This is a genomic window from Curtobacterium sp. PvP017, from assembly GCF_054060195.1.
In genome coordinates this window covers 109989-125349 of the sequence record NZ_JBSSCY010000001.1, presented here as the reverse complement: position 1 = coordinate 125349, position 15361 = coordinate 109989, and the positions used below count along the sequence as shown (strand labels likewise).

At 72.0% G+C, this 15361-nt stretch carries 14 protein-coding genes; 5 read left to right on the top strand and 9 right to left on the bottom strand.

Annotated features, from left to right (window positions below):
• Positions 1 to 82 precede the first annotated feature (82 nt).
• The 4 genes from ACVKXF_RS00615 to ACVKXF_RS00600 form a co-directional block, all read right to left on the bottom strand.
• Positions 83 to 523 (bottom strand): DoxX family protein, encoded by a 441-nt coding sequence (locus ACVKXF_RS00615; RefSeq protein ID WP_123310262.1) that lies wholly within the window; start codon positions 521 to 523, stop codon positions 83 to 85.
• Positions 524 to 632: 109 nt separating this feature from the next.
• Positions 633 to 878, bottom strand: coding sequence for a DUF3072 domain-containing protein (locus ACVKXF_RS00610; RefSeq protein WP_123310260.1), 246 nt, complete (start codon positions 876 to 878; stop codon positions 633 to 635).
• A 53-nt stretch (positions 879 to 931) separates the two neighbouring features.
• The gene (locus tag ACVKXF_RS00605; RefSeq protein WP_340197911.1) at positions 932 to 1687 is read right to left on the bottom strand and encodes a hypothetical protein; all 756 of its coding nucleotides are present in this window, start codon (positions 1685 to 1687) and stop codon (positions 932 to 934) included.
• Positions 1688 to 1698: 11 nt separating this feature from the next.
• Positions 1699 to 3936, bottom strand: coding sequence for an APC family permease (locus ACVKXF_RS00600; RefSeq protein ID WP_340197910.1), 2238 nt, complete (start codon positions 3934 to 3936; stop codon positions 1699 to 1701).
• Positions 3937 to 4066: 130 nt separating this feature from the next.
• Between ACVKXF_RS00600 and ACVKXF_RS00595 the strand changes: the two genes are divergently transcribed.
• Positions 4067 to 4486 carry a MerR family transcriptional regulator gene (locus ACVKXF_RS00595; protein WP_123310254.1) on the top strand — a complete coding sequence of 140 codons (420 nt, stop codon included), beginning with the start codon at positions 4067 to 4069 and terminating at the stop codon, positions 4484 to 4486.
• A 128-nt stretch (positions 4487 to 4614) separates the two neighbouring features.
• Here the strand turns inward: ACVKXF_RS00595 and ACVKXF_RS00590 are convergent, their stop codons facing one another.
• Genes ACVKXF_RS00590 through yczE form a run of 3 tightly spaced genes read right to left on the bottom strand, consistent with a single transcriptional unit; the run spans position 4615 to position 6863 of the window.
• Entirely contained in the window at positions 4615 to 5196 is a 582-nt protein-coding gene (locus ACVKXF_RS00590; protein ID WP_123310252.1) for a PadR family transcriptional regulator, read from the bottom strand.
• Positions 5193 to 6167 carry a DUF4097 family beta strand repeat-containing protein gene (locus ACVKXF_RS00585; RefSeq protein ID WP_456794527.1) on the bottom strand — a complete coding sequence of 325 codons (975 nt, stop codon included), beginning with the start codon at positions 6165 to 6167 and terminating at the stop codon, positions 5193 to 5195. The genes ACVKXF_RS00590 and ACVKXF_RS00585 overlap by 4 nt, the downstream gene beginning before the upstream one ends.
• A gap of 45 nt (positions 6168 to 6212) precedes the next feature.
• Positions 6213 to 6863, bottom strand: coding sequence for a membrane protein YczE (gene yczE / locus ACVKXF_RS00580; RefSeq protein ID WP_456794526.1), 651 nt, complete (start codon positions 6861 to 6863; stop codon positions 6213 to 6215).
• A gap of 61 nt (positions 6864 to 6924) precedes the next feature.
• Here yczE and yczR point away from each other — a divergent pair, with 61 nt between their 5' ends.
• The 3 genes from yczR (at position 6925) to ACVKXF_RS00565 (ending at position 12555) form a co-directional block, all read left to right on the top strand.
• The gene (yczR, locus tag ACVKXF_RS00575) at positions 6925 to 8376 is read left to right on the top strand and encodes a MocR-like transcription factor YczR (protein WP_456794525.1); all 1452 of its coding nucleotides are present in this window, start codon (positions 6925 to 6927) and stop codon (positions 8374 to 8376) included.
• 92 nt (positions 8377 to 8468) lie between these two features.
• A complete protein-coding gene (locus tag ACVKXF_RS00570; protein ID WP_340197906.1) occupies positions 8469 to 9152 on the top strand; it encodes a DUF6518 family protein in 684 nt (227 codons plus the stop codon).
• A gap of 52 nt (positions 9153 to 9204) precedes the next feature.
• Positions 9205 to 12555, top strand: coding sequence for an efflux RND transporter permease subunit (locus tag ACVKXF_RS00565; protein ID WP_456794524.1), 3351 nt, complete (start codon positions 9205 to 9207; stop codon positions 12553 to 12555).
• A gap of 12 nt (positions 12556 to 12567) precedes the next feature.
• Here the strand turns inward: ACVKXF_RS00565 and ACVKXF_RS00560 are convergent, their stop codons facing one another.
• Both ACVKXF_RS00560 and ACVKXF_RS00555 read right to left on the bottom strand, forming a co-directional pair.
• Complete coding sequence (locus ACVKXF_RS00560; protein ID WP_123310242.1) at positions 12568 to 12906, bottom strand: hypothetical protein; 339 nt, start codon at positions 12904 to 12906, stop codon at positions 12568 to 12570.
• 275 nt (positions 12907 to 13181) lie between these two features.
• Entirely contained in the window at positions 13182 to 14192 is a 1011-nt protein-coding gene (locus tag ACVKXF_RS00555) for an alpha/beta hydrolase (protein ID WP_396290168.1), read from the bottom strand.
• A 124-nt stretch (positions 14193 to 14316) separates the two neighbouring features.
• On the opposite strand from ACVKXF_RS00555, the gene ACVKXF_RS00550 reads away from it, so the two are divergent.
• Positions 14317 to 15171, top strand: coding sequence for a PPK2 family polyphosphate kinase (locus ACVKXF_RS00550; RefSeq protein WP_340197904.1), 855 nt, complete (start codon positions 14317 to 14319; stop codon positions 15169 to 15171).
• Positions 15172 to 15361 lie beyond the last annotated feature (190 nt).

Sequence of the window (15361 nt, the reverse complement as noted above, 5' to 3'; positions counted from 1 at the left end):
GCTCAACCTCGCACGGGCACACGAAGCGCGCACCGTGCGCAGCGTGACGGGGCGGCCGCAGGCAGCACCGCCGCGACGCGGGTCAGGCGGGGAGGGGCTCCTGCACGCCACGACGCCGGCGGGACGCGAGCAGGAACACGGCGTCGAGCGAGAACCGCCCGGGTCCGGTCAGCGCCACGACGAGCGACCCGACCGCCAGGACGAGCACGTACTCGAAGCCGCCGTCCTGCGAGTAGAAGCCGGACGACGCGTGCGCGAGCAACCCCGCGACGACCATGTCGACGGCGAGCAGGACACCCACGACGCGGGTCGCGACGCCGAGCACGAGCAGCACGCCGCCGACGAGTTCGAGACCGGCCACCAGGGGCGCGGCGACGTCGGCGAGCGGAACGCCCATGCCGGAGAAGCCCTGGGCGACGTTCGGGATGCCCTGGGCGAACTTCTGCGCGCCGTGCGCGATGAACACCACCCCGAGGACGATGCGGAGCGCGGTCAGGCCGATGGAGGTCGATGTCGTTCGCATGGCCACGAAGGTATCCGGTGACACGTCATCGAAGCCCCTCGTCCGGGGGTCTGCCCGGATATGACCAGAACATGCCCAGGCTGGGGTCCGCCGAAGGGCGGACCCCCACTCAGGAACCCGACGAGTCCGTGCCGCGTCCGGTCTGCTGCTGCAGGCGGTCGATGTGCTCCGAGGCCTCGGCCTTCGTGAGGTCGGCGGAGAGCTCCTCGCCGGCTTCGCGGGCCAGGGTGTCGAGGTAGCTGCGCTGCGGTCCGGTCATCGGCTCGTCACCGGTGACCCACTGCTCGGGGTCCTTGCTCGCGTCGGTCGACGGGTCCGGACGGGCGCCGCCGAGGGTCTCTTCTGCATCACTCATGCCGGGGACGCTACGCCGCACCCCCGACGCGCCGCGCAGCCGCCTGTCCCCCGTCAGGCCGGGGTGGCCGTGTAGCGCACCAGGTCCGGGCCGACCGCACTCGTGGCGATCGGCACCGCGCGCCCGTCGCGCCGGACCCAGATCGTCGCGGCCTGCTCGTCGATCCGCTCGACCTCGTGCAGCGAGCCGTCGAGCAGTACCGTCGCGGACACCACGACCCGGCCGCTGGACGGCCGCGGGGGCAGCCCGGGGACGTCGTCGTCGTGGGCCGCGTACTCGCCGGGCTGCAGGAACGGGGACACCGGAGCGGTCACGACCTCGAAGCCCTCGTCGACCTCGGAGACCGCCACGAGCCGCACCGCCTGGTCCGTCGGCAGCGGGACGTCGACGACCCAGGGCGCGTCGGAACCGGCCAGTGCGCGGAAGGCAGGCCGACCGTCGGGGGCGAGCCGTGCCTCCAGGCCGTCGATCCGGACCCGTCCGCGACCGCGCGAATCGGCGTACAGGCCGGGCTCGATGCCGGACTGCCGCGCCTCGAGGCGCGTGATGACCACGCGGTCCGGGCGGTACCAGTCGCGCAGCGTCGACGGGTCCACCCAGCCGACGCTGGGGACGCCGCGCGCCAGCGCTGCCGACTCGTCGGCAGCGCGCTCGTCGAGCGCACCCAGGGGGTGTTCGCCGCGCACCGCGACGAGTCCTTCGTGGGGGCTGCCCGCGGCGGGCTCGTGGTCCAGCACCTCGACGCGCTTCGACACCTTGCCGCCGTGGCCGTCGAACGTGGCGAACGTCCGCAGGTCCGTGATCGTCATGACGTCAGATGCTACGACTCGTCGCCCCGGCGCGGCGAGGTCGGCACGAGCGCGTGCAGCTCACCCGTGCAGAGCGCGGGGTCGACGCCCTCGGCGGGACCCGCCGGACGAGTGGCCCGACGCGGCTGCGGACCGTTCCGCGGCTGCAGGCTGTTCCGCTGCGCCGACCGGGCCAGGCGGTCGTCGGCCGAGCCGTCGACCGGTGCCGCGGCCGAGCCCGCTCCGGACCGGCGGAGCGGTGGGCGCACCGGTTCGCCACGACGCTCCTGGCCGGGCAGCGGACGCGACCGGCGGCCGTAGAGCAGTTCCGACGAGTCGAGCAGCCACGGCACGAGCGCGACGGTGACGCCGTGCACGAGCAGGAGCTTCTTGCGGATGCGACGGCCGCGGTGGTTGTGGAGCAGGCCCTCCCACCAGTGGCCGACGATGAAGATCGGCGTGTAGACGGTGACGACCTCGGAGCCGTGCTCGAGCCGGTGCGCCTTGATGTACTTGATGAGCGGCATCGAGATGTCGCGGTACGGACTCGGCACGATGGTCAGCGGCATCCGGATGCCGTACTCGGCCCACTGGTCGCGCAGGTGCTGGGCGTCGGCGTCGTCGATCGCGACGTGGACCGCCTCGCAGCTGGCGTGCTCGGCAGCGATCGCGTAGTCGATGGCCTTCAGCACGGGCTTCTGCAGCTTGTTCACCAGCACGACCGCGTGGTCGCCGGTCGCGCCGAACTCGGTCTCGACGTCGGCCTCGATCTCGTGCGAGACGTCGCGGTAGTACCGGTTCACCCCGAGCATGAGCACGTACAGGATCGGCATGATCAGGAAGACGAGCCAGGCACCGTGCGTGAACTTGGTGATCGTGACGATGACCAGGACGACCAGCGTGAAGGTGGCGCCGATCGCGTTGATGGTGCGTGAGCGCAGCACCTGCGCGCGGTTGACGGACGGGTCCCCGGTGCCGGTCCGGTCTGCCCGCAGCAGGCGCGTCCAGTGCACGACCATGCCCGTCTGACCGAGCGTGAACGAGACGAAGACGCCGATGATGTACAGCTGGATGAGGCTCGTGACGTTCGCCCGGTAGACCACGAGCAGCGCTGCCGCGACGAGCGCCAGCACGATGACACCGTTCGAGTAGATGAGCCGGTCGCCGCGGGTGGACAGGGCCTTCGGGGCGTACGAGTCGCGGGCCAGGATCGAACCGAGCAGCGGGAAGCCGTTGAAGGCCGTGTTCGCGGCGAGGAGCAGGACCGCGGCCGTCGTCGCCTGGATGACGAAGAACAGCACCGAGTTGTCGCCGAACGTCGCCGCCGCGATCTGGGCGATGAGGGACCGTTGCGGCGTCGAGGCGCAGTCGGCGAACCCCTGCAGGTCGCAGGCGCGTTCGGCGTAGTGCACGCGGGACACGAGCGCGAGGGTGATGAGCCCGATGAACAGGACGATCGCGATGCCGCCCATCGCCACCAGGGTCGCCTGCGCGTTCTTGATCTTCGGGCGCCGGAAGGCCTGCACGCCGTTCGCGATGGCCTCGACGCCCGTGAGCGCCGAGCAGCCGGACGCGAACGCGCGCAGGAGCAGCAGGATGAACGCCGCCTGGGTGGTGTGCTCCACGTTGTCGACGGTGTAGCCGGCGGACTCGGCGACGGGAGCGTGCCCGGTGGCGACCCGGACCAGGCCGGTGACGACCATCACGAAGACGGACGCCACGAACAGGTAGGTGGGGACGGCGAAGGCCTTGCTCGACTCCCGCACGCCGCGCAGGTTCGTGGCGGCGAGGAGCACGACGAACACGAGCGCGAGTTCGACGCGGACGTCGTTCAGCATCGGCAGCGCCGAGATGATGTTGTCCACGCCGGACGCCACCGACACCGCGACCGTCATCACGTAGTCGACGAGCAGTGCGCTCGCGACGACCAGGCCGGCCTTCTCGCCGAGGTTCCGGTGCGCCACCTCGTAGTCGCCACCACCCGACGGGTACGCCTTGATGAGCTGCCGGTACGACGCGACGACCACGACGAGCAGCAGCACGACGAGCGCGGCCACCCACGGTGCGAACGTCAGGAACGACATGCCGCCGAGCAGCAGGATCATCAGGAGTTCCTGCGGTGCGTACGCGACGGAGGACAGCGGGTCACTCGCGAAGATCGGCAGGGCCAGGTGCTTCGGGAGGAGCTGTCCTTCGAGCTTCTCGGAGGGGAGGGGATCCCCGATCAGTCGCGCTTTCAGCGACCGGACCTCGTTCGTCACGAGCGGCAAACCTACTCAGTTCCGGGCGGGAGTCAACACGGGTGCCCGGGCGGTCATTCCCGGTCGGGCGCACGTCGCCCGCTCCGACTCCGGGCGGCCCCTTGCGGTTGACGCCGCGTCAACCTCTACGGTGAGGTGCATGAGGGATCCGTCAGACAACGCCGCCGCAGCTGCGAAAGCGCCCCACGGCATCGCCGACGTTGCGCGATCCGCCGGGGTGTCGAGTCGCACGCTCCGCCACTACGACGCCATCGGACTGCTGCCGGCCACCGCCGTCGGCGACGGCGGACTCCGCCGCTACGACGACCGGGCACTCGTCCGGCTGCAGCGCATCCTGCTGCTGCGCGGCACGGGCCTCGGTCTGTCCGAGATCGGCCGGCGGCTCGACACCGAGCCGGACGACGCGTCGGCGCTCGCCGCGCACGTCGTCGGCCTCGAGCGCGAGCGGGACCGGCTCGCCCGGCAGCTGGCAGCCGTCCGCACCACCATCGCCCGCATCGAGCACGGTGAGCGTCTGGCGGTGGTGGACGTGTTGGACGGGTTCGCCCCCGTGCCGTGACGGAACCAGGTTCCGGTCACGACACCACGGATCGGCGTGGTGCTGTGTCCGGAACCTGGTTCCGAGGGCGGGTGGTGCGGAGGGCGGCCGGGAGGCGCGGGGCGCGACCGCCTGGCGGGCTCGGGCCGTCAGAGCGACTTGCGCAGGGCCTCCAGGCCGTCCCGCAGACGCGTCACGGTGTCCGCGCGGAGCGTGCCGCGGGTCGCGCGCCGACGCAGGTCCGCGCGGACCTGCTGCCGGAACGACGACAGCGCCATCTCGAGCTCGCGCAGGGCACGGGCGCTCTCGGACGGGACCGAGACGGGGTCCTCGTGGGCGCCGGTGCCGGGGCTCTCCGCCGAGGCGGCGAGGTCGGCACGGAGCGAGCGCATCGCCTCGCCGACCGAGGCGCGGACGCCGTCGGCCAGGGACTTCACCGAGTCGGCGACCCCGGACTCGACCGCGGCGATCTCGTCGGCACGCGCCGCGAGTTCGGTGCGACCGGCCTCGGTGATCGCGTAGACGGTCTTGCGGCCGTCGGCGGTCTTCGAGACCAGGCCCTCTTCTTCGAGCTTCGCGAGGCGCGGGTACACGGTGCCGGCGCTCGGCACGTAGGTGCCGCCGAACCGGTCGCCGAGGGCCTGGATGAGCTCGTAGCCGTGCATCGGGTGGTCCGCCAGCAGCACGAGCAGGTACAGGCGGAGGTGGCCGTGGGCGAAGACGGGACTCATTCGGGCACCTCGCCGTCGTTGGTCGGTGTGGTGTCGGCGGCGGGAGCAGTACCGGAAACCCCGCCGGGCACCTCGCCGTCGTTGGTCGGGGCGGCCGGGGTGGTCGGTGCAGTCGGCGGAGCCGGGGTGGTCGGTGCGGTCGGGGTCGTCGGGGCCGCGGTCGGTTCCGCTGCCGCCGGCGGGGCGTGCAGGACCGCGATGTCGCCGGACACCGAGTTCACCCGCAGGTCGAGCCACTGGCCGGCCAGCTCGCCGCCCTGCTTGACGTAGGAGCCGCGCACACCGCGGATCTCGGAGTCGTCGAACTGCAGCTTGCCCGACGCCGTGCTGACGGTGCACTGGTAGGCGACGCCGTCCTCGAGCCGGACGCTCACGCCGCCGGAGACCGTGTTGACGCGCGCCGACTCCGGCACGCCGTGCAGGTCGAGCACGACGTCGGCCGACACACCGTCCGCCTGGAACCGCGGGATCTCACCCGTGGCCACGACGTCACCCGAGACCGTGTGGACCGTCAGGGCGCCGTCGAGCTCGCGGATGGTCGTCGCGCCGGAGACGGCGTTGACCGTGACGTCGCCGGCGACACCGTCGACGACGAGGTCGCCGGACACCGTGTTGAGCATCGCGCCGCGGTTCGTGCCGGACAGCAGGGCGCCCGCCGAGACGACGCCCAGGGTGACCGAGGCGTCGCGGGGGACCAGGATGCTGACGTCCGCGAGTGCCTTGCCGCGGAACGACTTGAGGAACCCGATGGGGTCGTCCCACCGGATCTGCGGGTGGTCGACGGTGAGCGTGTCGCCGTCGACCTCGATCTTCAGCTGCTTGCCGGACACGCTGTGGACCTCGACCCGTGCGGTGGGTTCGTCGTGTGCGACGACGTCCACCTGACCACCGACGAGTCCGACACGGAGTGTGCGGACGATGCCGGTGTCGATGACCTTGGGCTCGTCGACGAGCCACTTCTCCTGCGCCATGGTGCTTCCTCCAACTCGCGATGTATCGCGTCTGTGGAAGTCACGTTATATCGCGACTCGCGACTCCGCAAGGGATTCGCGCACGACCCGCCGCTCGGGGCTCCACGGGAACCGCCGGAAGAACGGCATGAGCGGCTGCACCATCGGGCCGATCGCGAAGGCGGCGATGACGGTGCCGGCCCCGACGTTCCCGCCGAGGATCCACCCGACGATGACGACCGACACCTCCACCAGGGTGCGCGCGAGCCAGAGCGGCCAGCCGAGGCGCTCGTGCAGCCCGACCATCAGGCCGTCGCGGGCCCCGGTGCCGAACCCCGCGCCGATGTAGAACGCCGTCGCGATCGCGAGCAGCACCAGGCCCCCGGCGAACAGGGCGATCCGGGCGAGCAGGCCGGAGGGCTCCGGCACGAGCCAGAGCACCAGGTCGGCGCTCGGTCCGATCGCCAGGGCGTTCAGCAGGGTGCCGATGCCCGGCTTCTGCCGCAGGGGGATCCAGAGCAGCAGGATCACGCCGCTCGACACGACGGTGATGACGCCGAACGACCACGGCACCACGTTCTCGAGGCCCTGCGTCAGGACGGTCCACGACGAGACGCCGACGACCGCTCGGACCTGCAGCGCGGTGGAGGCGCCGTAGAGGAACAGGCCGACGAAGAGCTGGACGAAGCGGAACGTGAGGGCGGTGCTGCGGGGCATGGGTTCATCGTCCGCTCCGATTGGACTGCTGGTCGAGAGCCAATCGCGCTACCGTGGACCCATGACCCCCGTGCTGCTGAGTGCCCGTTCTGCTGCCCTGCTGCTCACCGACTGGCGTGACGGCACCGATGCACCGGCCTACGAGGCACTGTCCGACGCCATCCGGGTGCTCGTCATCGACGGCCGGGTCGCGCAGGGGGTGCGGCTCCCGGCGGAGCGCGGGCTCGCCGCCGCCCTCGGTGTCTCCCGCACCACCGTGGCGAACGCGTACGCCCGGCTGCGGTCCGACGGGTTCGTCGTGTCCGTCCGCGGCTCCGGCAGCGTGGTCCACCTGCCGGCGTCGCTCATCGGTCGCCCGGACCCGGAACGGCTCGGCGGCGTGGTCGACGACGAACTGCTGGACCTGCGCAAGGCCGCGTTGCACTCGGCTCCCGGGGTCGCCGAAGCGGTCGAGCGGGCGGTGCGGCACGTGCCAGCGGCGCTCGCCGGTATCGGGTACGACACCGTGGGCGACCCCGGGCTCAGAGCCGCCATCGCCGACCGGTACACCGCGCGCGGGCTGCCGACCGACCCGTCCCAGGTGATCGTGACGATCGGCGCGCAGCACGCCATCGCCCTGCTCGCCCGGGTGCTCGTCCGCCGCGGTGACGCCGTGCTCGTCGAGTCGCCGACCTACCCGCACGCGCACGAGGCGTTCCGCGAGGCCGGCGGACGACTCGTCGGCGTCCCGGTCGACGCGCGGACCGGGTGGGACGCCGCCGCGCTCGAGACGACGTTGCGCCGGACCGCCCCGGCCGTCGCCTACGTCATGCCCGAGCTGCACAACCCGACCGGTGCGACCATGACCGCGTCGACCCGCCAGCTCCTGCTGTCGGTCGCGGCGTCGGTCGGCACGACGGTGATCGCCGACGAGACGATGGGCGAGCTCCGCATCGAGGGCTCGCCGTCGCTGCCGTTGGCAGCGGCGGACCCGTCGGGGGCGTCGGTCGTGATGATCGGGTCGGCCGACAAGGTCTTCTGGGGCGGCCTGCGGATCGGGTGGATCCGCGCTGCACCGGCGCTCCTGCAGCGGCTGCTCGCCGCCCGCCCGACGGGCGACCTCGGCACGCCCGTGCTCGACCAGTTGGTCGCGCGGGAGCTGGTCCCACGGACGGCGGCCGTCCTGGAGGCGCGGCGCGAGTCCCTGCGACAGGGTCGCGACGACGTCGTGGGCGCGCTCAGGGCACGGCTCCCGGAGTGGGACGTCCCGTCGCCGGCGGGCGGGTTGACGACGTGGGTGGGCCTCGGGCGGCCGGTGTCGAGTGCGCTCGTGCTCGCCGCGCGGTCCGAGGGGGTGGTGCTGGCCTCGGGCGGGGTGTTCGGCCCCGACGGTGGGTTCGAACGGTTCCTGCGGGTGCCGTTCACGATGGCGCCGGCGGACCGCGGGCGTCTGGTGGACGTGCTCGAACGGGCGTGGGCGCGGGTGGGCGGGGAGTCGACCGGGGTGCGGGGCTCGCTCGCCGCGGTGGTCTGACGCCGGCACGTCATCCTCTGGGGTGAAGATGCACCCGCCATGTCGCTCCCCGGGGTGATGTGGCCCGGGACGGCTGCGGCGATGCTGATGCCATGAACGCGACCCTGTCCGCCGGTGCTCCGGCCGCTGCTGCGTCTCCGACGTCGTCCTCGTCGGCACCCTGCCCCGCGGTACCCGCCGTGGTGCGCGTCACGATGGCCCTGAGCGGTGCGCTGCTCGCCGGCGTCCTCACCTCGTTCGGGCAGGCCGTGCCTGCACTGTCGTCCGTCGCGAACTCGGCCGGCCCCTGGTTCCTCGTCGCCGTGGCGCTCTGCATCGGCGCCGGGGTCCGTGCCGGCCGGTTCGCCCTGCCGCTCGCGATGGCCCTCGGCGTCGTGTTGCTCGAACTCATGCACGTCGGGTACTGGGCCACGACGAACCTGCGCGGGTACCCCGACTCCCTCTCGTTGACGAACCCGTGGGTCCTGCTCGGCATCCCCGCCGGGCTGCTCGCCGGCGCGGTCGCGGTGTCCGTCCGGTCCCGTGACGCCCGCTGGCGTGCCGGCGCGTTCGGGGTCACCGCCGCGATCCTGATCGGCGAGGGGGTCCGCGCGCTGCTGCAGGTGGTGGCCACGACCGGACCGGTCACCTGGGTGGTCGAGATCGTCGTCGGTGTCCTGCTCCTGGCCGTCGGGGTGGGCACCGCACGCTCGTCCGTCGGCCGTGTGGTCGGACTGGGCACGGGAGTCGTCGGCACCGTCGGCGTGCTCGGGGCGTACCTGCTGCTGGGCGGCTGATCCGACGGCCTGATGCGGGCGCGCACGGGCTGCGGCTGCGAGGATCGATGACGTGCACCTCCTCTCGGTCTTCAGCCTCCGCAACCGGGCCCTCATCGCGCTCGTCACCGTCGTCGTCGCGATCTTCGGCGGCATCGCGCTGTCGAACCTCAAGCAGGAGCTGATCCCGAGCGTCGAGTTCCCGCAGGTCGCGATCGTCAGCGCGTACCCCGGTGCCACGCCCGAGGTCGTGTCGAACGACGTCTCGACGAAGATCGAGCAGGCGATCCAGGTCGTGCCGGACCTCGAGTCCACCAGCGCGACCTCGTCCACCGGACAGAGCGTGGTGTCGGCGTCGTTCCAGTACGGATCGAACCTGGCCAGCGCCGAGGACAAGATCCAGACCGCGGTCAACGCGCTGTCGCTGCCCGACTCGGTGCAGACGCAGATCGTCACCGGGTCCTTCGACGACCTGCCGGTGCTGCAGGTCGCGGTCTCGGCGTCCGGCAACCAGGAGCAGCTCGTCGACCGGCTGCAGGCCTCGGCGATCCCCGACCTCGAGAAGCTCGACGGCGTGCGGCAGGCGGACGTCTTCGGCAACCCGGGCCGTCGCGTCGTCATCACGCCCGACCAGGACGAGCTCGCCGCCCGGGGACTCACCCAGACGGCGATCTCGGACGCGCTCGACGACAACGGCACCCTGATCCCCGGCGGCACGATCACCGAGGACGGCTCGACGCTGTCCGTGCAGACGGGCGAGCGGATCGCCTCGCTCAAGGACATCCGCGCCCTGCCCCTGACGAGCTCGTCGAGTTCGTCGAGCTCGTCGGGTTCGGACGGGTCCGGGTCGGGCGCCGCTGGCGCCGACGGGACCGCATCGTCCGGTGACGGCACGGCTGCGGGTGCCACCGGTACGGGTGCGACCGCTGCTGCTCCCACCGGCGACGCTGCGACGGACACGTCCACGACCGCGGCCACGCCGACCGACACCACGCTGGGCGACGTCGCGAAGGTCGCCATCACCGAGTCGCCGCGCACCTCCATCAGCCGCGTGGACGGGCAGCAGGCGCTGACGATCTCGATCACGAAGACGCAGGAAGCGAACACCGTCGACGTCTCGAACACCGTGCGCGACGCCCTGCCCGGCATCGAGGACAAGATCGAGGGCGACCCCAGCTTCACCGTCGTGTTCGACCAGGCCCCCTACATCCAGCAGTCCATCGACTCCCTGGCCGAAGAGGGCCTGCTCGGGCTCGCCTTCGCGGTGATCGTCATCCTGGTGTTCCTGCTGTCGTGGCGCTCCACGCTCGTCACCGCGATCTCGATCCCGACGTCGGTGCTGCTCGCCGCGATCGGCATGCGCGCCGCCGGGTACACGCTCAACATCATCACGCTGGCGGCCCTCACGATCGCGATCGGCCGCGTGGTCGACGACTCCATCGTCGTCATCGAGAACATCAAGCGGCACATGCAGCCGGGCGTCGACCGCGGCCAGGCCGTGCGGGACGCCGTGCGCGAGGTCGCCGGTGCGGTCACCGCGTCGACCCTGACCACCGTCGCGGTGTTCCTGCCGGTGGCCTTCGTCGCCGAACTCGTGGGGGAGTTGTTCCGGCCGTTCGCCGTGACGGTCACCCTGGCGCTCGTCGCGTCGCTGTTCGTCTCGCTCACCATCGTCCCGGTGCTGGCGTACTGGTGGCTGCGCCCGCCGAAGGCCAAGCCGGGCGACGCGACCACGGCAGCGGAAGCGCACACGGACGCGGAGGCGGCACCGTCGGCGATCGATGCCGAGCGCGAGCACGAGGGCGTCCGCTCGGAGGGTGCGCTCGCCTCCGCGGCGGATCTGCACGACGCCGGCCGGGTGGACCGTCTGCGCCGCGTCTACCTGCCGGTGCTCCGGTGGGTCGTCCGGAAGCCGGTCGTCGTCATCCTCCTCGCCGTGATCGTGCTCGGCGGAACGGTCGCCACGCTGCCGTTCGTCACCACGAACTACCTCGGCGACTCGGGGCAGAACACGTTCACGGTCACGCAGGACCTGAAAGCCGGTTCGAGCCTCGCCGTCCAGTCCGAGTCCGCACGCAAGGTCGAGCGGGCACTGCAGGACGTCGACGGCGTCGAGACCGTGCAGACCACCATCGGCACGAGCGGCCAGTCGATCCAGGCGGCGTTCGGCGGGGGCGGCAGCGCCTCGGTGCAGTACGCCGTGACGACCGACGCCGAGGCCGACCAGCCGACGATCCAGGCCGACGCCCGGAAGTCGATCGGGGTGATCGAGGACGTCGGCGAGGTCACCATCGCGTCCTCCGGCGGCGGGTTCGGTGGGAGCAGCGACATCGAGGTCGACGTCACCGCGCCGACCCAGTCGCAGCTCGAGACGGCGTCGCGCCAGGTGCTGAAGACCATGCAGTCGGTCCCGGACACCACGGGCGCCACGAGCAACCTGTCCGCCGCGGAACCGTTCCTCGCCGTCCGGGTCGACCGGCAGAAGGCCGCGTCGCTGGGCCTCACCGAGACCCAGGTGGGTGGCCTCGTCGCGGCCGCCGTCTCACCGCGGGACACCGGCAGCATCGAGATCGACGACGCGACGCTCGACGTCTACATCGCCGACCCCGAGCCGCCGACGACCATCGCCGCACTCCGTGCCCTCGACGTCCCGACGAGCACCGGCACCGTCCCGCTGTCCGACGTCGCCACGGTCGAGGAGTCCGAGGGTCCGACCACCGTCACCACGACGAACGCGGCCCGCACCGCCACGATCACCGTGACGCCCGACGCCACCAACCTCGGTGCCGCCGTGCAGTCCGTCACGACCGCCGTCGACGAGCTCGACCTGCCGAAGGGAGCGACCGCCTCCATCGGTGGCGTCGCCGCCAGTCAGTCGTCGGCGTTCTCGCAGCTCGGGCTCGCGGTGCTGGTCGCCGTGCTGATCGTCTACGTGATCATGGTCGCGACGTTCCGGAGCCTGCTCCAGCCGCTGCTGCTGCTCGTGTCGGTGCCGTTCGCGGCGACGGGCGCGATCCTGCTGCAGATCGCGTCCGGCGTCCCGATCGGCGTCGCGTCGCTGATCGGTCTGCTCATGCTCGTCGGCATCGTCGTGACGAACGCGATCGTGCTCATCGACCTCGTCAACCAGTACCGACGGCGCGGGTTGCGGGTGCGCGAGGCGTTGATCGAGGGCGCCACGCGACGCCTCCGTCCGATCCTGATGACGGCGATGGCGACGATCTTCGCGCTGCTGCCGATGGCGATCGGCCTGACCGGCAAGTCCGGGTTCATCTCGCAGCCGCTGGCACTGGTCGTGATCGGCGGCCTGGTGTCCTCGACACTGCTGACGCTCGTGGTGCTGCCGGCGCTGTACTTCGTGGTCGAGCGAGCCCGGGAGCGGCGGGCCGACCGGCGTGCGGCTGCGGCGGCCGCGGCGGACTAGCGGCGGTCCGGGCTAGCGGCGGTACTCGGCGTCGACGGCCGCGATGGCGGCGGTCGTGAGCGGCACGGGGACCGTGGCCGGCACGACGGGCGCAGTGGCCCGGTGGTCAGCACGCTCCTCGCGCTCGACGGCCCGGAACCACGACACGAGCACGCAGGTGAGCGTGACCAGGAAGACGACACCGGCGCCCTGCGCGAACACGGCCATCTGCCCGGTTGCGGCCGCGTACCCGCCGAAGGCCATGGTGGCGGCGAACGACAGCCCGAGCAGCAACTCCGCAGAGGTCTGCAGCGCGGAACGGTCCCAACGGGTCGCAGCGGCGCGGGCAGGGCGGGTCGAGGTGTCGGTCACCCCCGAAGTCTGCGGCGTGGCGCCGATCGGCAGTAGTCCCGACTCCGGGTGCCACCCACCCGGGGCACGCGGCGGTGTGCGTTGCAGCGAGCGCACCGGCGCCCCCTCCCGCCCGTGTCCCCGCGCCCGTTCCCGTTCCCGCGAAAGCGACACTTCCCCGCCGAACACCGGCGGCACAGAGACGCTTTCGCGGCACGGACGGCCGCTCGTCGGCGAGAAGTGTCGCTTCAGCGGCACACAGCCAACCCGCGGTCGTACCTCCACCGGCCCGCGCGTCAGCCCAGCTGGGTCCGCAGGAACGTCGCCACGCGTCGGCTCATCGCCTCGTCGAGCTGGGCGATCGAGTGCGCCGTGCCCTCGACCTGCACGAACGTCACCGGCACGTCGTTCGACCGGAGCGTGGCCGCGAACTCCTGCGACTCCCACAGCGGGATGAACTCGTCCGTCGAGTGCCCGATGAAGAACGGTGCCGTGTCCGAGGTCACGTGGTACTCCGGCGACGCACGGGTGGCCGCCGGACACTTCGCGTACGTCCGGCAGCCGAGGTAGAGCAGCTGCTTCCGCTGGAAGGACGCCGACACCCCGTCGGCCCGGGTCGAGCGTGACGTCAGGTTCGTGGGGCCGCTCAGGTCGACGACCGCACGGATCCGGTCGCCCTCGGCGTACGCGGCGGACTCGTGGTCGGTCACCGCGAGCATCGCCGCGAGGTTGCCGCCGGCGCTGCCGCCGAACACGCCCACGCGCTGGGAGTCGACGTCGTAGGTCTCGAGCGTCGCGGGACGGAACACGTAGTCGAGCGCGCGGCGCACGTCGTCGAGGCCGGCCGGGAACGGGTCCGTCGGCGCCAGCCGGTAGTCCACGTTGAACGTCACGAAGCCCTCGGACGCCAGGTACTTGCACACCGACCGGTACGCAGCGGTCGCCTTGTCGCCGTGCGACCAGCTGCCGCCGTGGATCATCAGCACCGCGGGCCGACCGGTGCTGGCTGCGGCCTCGGCAGGGTCGGCCGTCGGGGTGGCGGACGGCGTCGCCGTCGGGGTCGCGGTCGTCTCCGGGGCGCTGTCGGCCGGCAGGCAGACGTCGAGTCGCTGCAACGGGGCCGTGCCGTACGGCACGTCGGCGACCACGTCGATGCCGTGGTACTCCAGCGACAGCGGGTAGATGACGCTGTCCGCGGTGACCGTCGCGTTCTCGTCGCCGACGGGGTCCGTGCTGCAGGACGCGACCGCGCCGAGCGCCACGACCGCGGCGACGAGCGCGAGCACTGTGCGGCGGCCGGACTTCATCGGTTCCACGGTAGCCGCACCCGGAGCCGCCCACGTCACCCCAGCGGAGGAACCCAGCGGAGGACCCACGACAGTGCCAGGATGAGAGCAGGGGGCATCCGCCGCCCGGACCGCAGGAGGACCCGTGAGCCGTCGCAAGGCCTGGAACGCCGATCCCGAACCACTGCTCCGCGTCGAACCGGGCTTCCGCCTCGACCAGGTCGACCCGGACGCGACGCCGGGCTTCCCCGGCCGCAAGATCGACGGGCTCGAAGCGCTCGCCGCGGGGGCCTCCCGTCTCGCCGCCCTGCAGGAGCGGCTGTACGCGGCGTCGACCGCCGGCGACCAGCGCCGGGTGCTGCTGGTCCTGCAGGCGATGGACACCGCCGGCAAGGGCGGCATCGTCTCGCACGTCGTCGGTGCGGTCGACCCGAACGGCGTGCGCTACGCGGGCTTCAAGGCCCCGACGGCCGAGGAGCGCGAGCACGACTTCCTCTGGCGCATCGAGCGGCAGCTCCCGAGCGCCGGGCAGCTCGGCGTGTTCGACCGCTCGCACTACGAGGACGTCCTCATCCAGCGCATCCGGGCGTTCGCGGCGCCGGACGAGATCGAGCGACGCTACGGCGCGATCACCGAGTTCGAGGACGGTCTCACCGCCGAGGGCACCACGATCGTCAAGGTGATGCTGCACATCTCGAAGGACGAACAGCGCGAACGCCTCGGCGAGCGACTCGACCGCCCCGACAAGCACTGGAAGTTCAACCCGGCCGACATCGACGAGCGCCTGCTGTGGGATCGCTACCAGGACGCGTACCAGATCGTGTTCGACCGGACCTCGACCCCGCAGGCGCCCTGGTACGTCGTGCCGGCGAACCGCAAGTGGTACGCCCGCCTGGCGGTGCAGCAGCTCCTGCTCCGGGCACTCGAGGACATGCAGCTCTCGTGGCCGAAGGCGGACTTCGACGTGGCCGAGCAACGACAGCGGCTCGCCGAGTCCTGACCGACGGGCAGGCCGGGAGGCCCGGGGCGGGTCCGGCTCGCGGCCGTCCGTCGACGACGGGGCTGGCATCAGAGCGCGGGGTCGCGTAGACTCGCTCGGTCGGCCTTCGACGCCGTGACATCGTGATCACGGGCTTTTTGTTGGGTGTGTGTTGCTCGAGGGCTGGAATCACGTCGAATCGCGACGGGAT

Excerpts from the sequence above, each read along its gene's own strand:
- ACVKXF_RS00615 (WP_123310262.1), bottom strand. The coding sequence starts at position 523 with ATGCGAACGACATCGACCTCCATCGGCCTGACCGCGCTCCGCATCGTC.
- ACVKXF_RS00610 (WP_123310260.1), bottom strand. The coding sequence starts at position 878 with ATGAGTGATGCAGAAGAGACCCTCGGCGGCGCCCGTCCGGACCCGTCG.
- ACVKXF_RS00605 (WP_340197911.1), bottom strand. The coding sequence starts at position 1,687 with ATGACGATCACGGACCTGCGGACGTTCGCCACGTTCGACGGCCACGGC.
- ACVKXF_RS00595 (WP_123310254.1), top strand. The coding sequence starts at position 4,067 with ATGAGGGATCCGTCAGACAACGCCGCCGCAGCTGCGAAAGCGCCCCAC.
- ACVKXF_RS00590 (WP_123310252.1), bottom strand. The coding sequence starts at position 5,196 with ATGAGTCCCGTCTTCGCCCACGGCCACCTCCGCCTGTACCTGCTCGTG.
- ACVKXF_RS00585 (WP_456794527.1), bottom strand. The coding sequence starts at position 6,167 with ATGGCGCAGGAGAAGTGGCTCGTCGACGAGCCCAAGGTCATCGACACC.
- yczE (WP_456794526.1), bottom strand. The coding sequence starts at position 6,863 with ATGCCCCGCAGCACCGCCCTCACGTTCCGCTTCGTCCAGCTCTTCGTC.
- yczR (WP_456794525.1), top strand. The coding sequence starts at position 6,925 with ATGACCCCCGTGCTGCTGAGTGCCCGTTCTGCTGCCCTGCTGCTCACC.
- ACVKXF_RS00570 (WP_340197906.1), top strand. The coding sequence starts at position 8,469 with ATGAACGCGACCCTGTCCGCCGGTGCTCCGGCCGCTGCTGCGTCTCCG.
- ACVKXF_RS00555 (WP_396290168.1), bottom strand. The coding sequence starts at position 14,192 with ATGAAGTCCGGCCGCCGCACAGTGCTCGCGCTCGTCGCCGCGGTCGTG.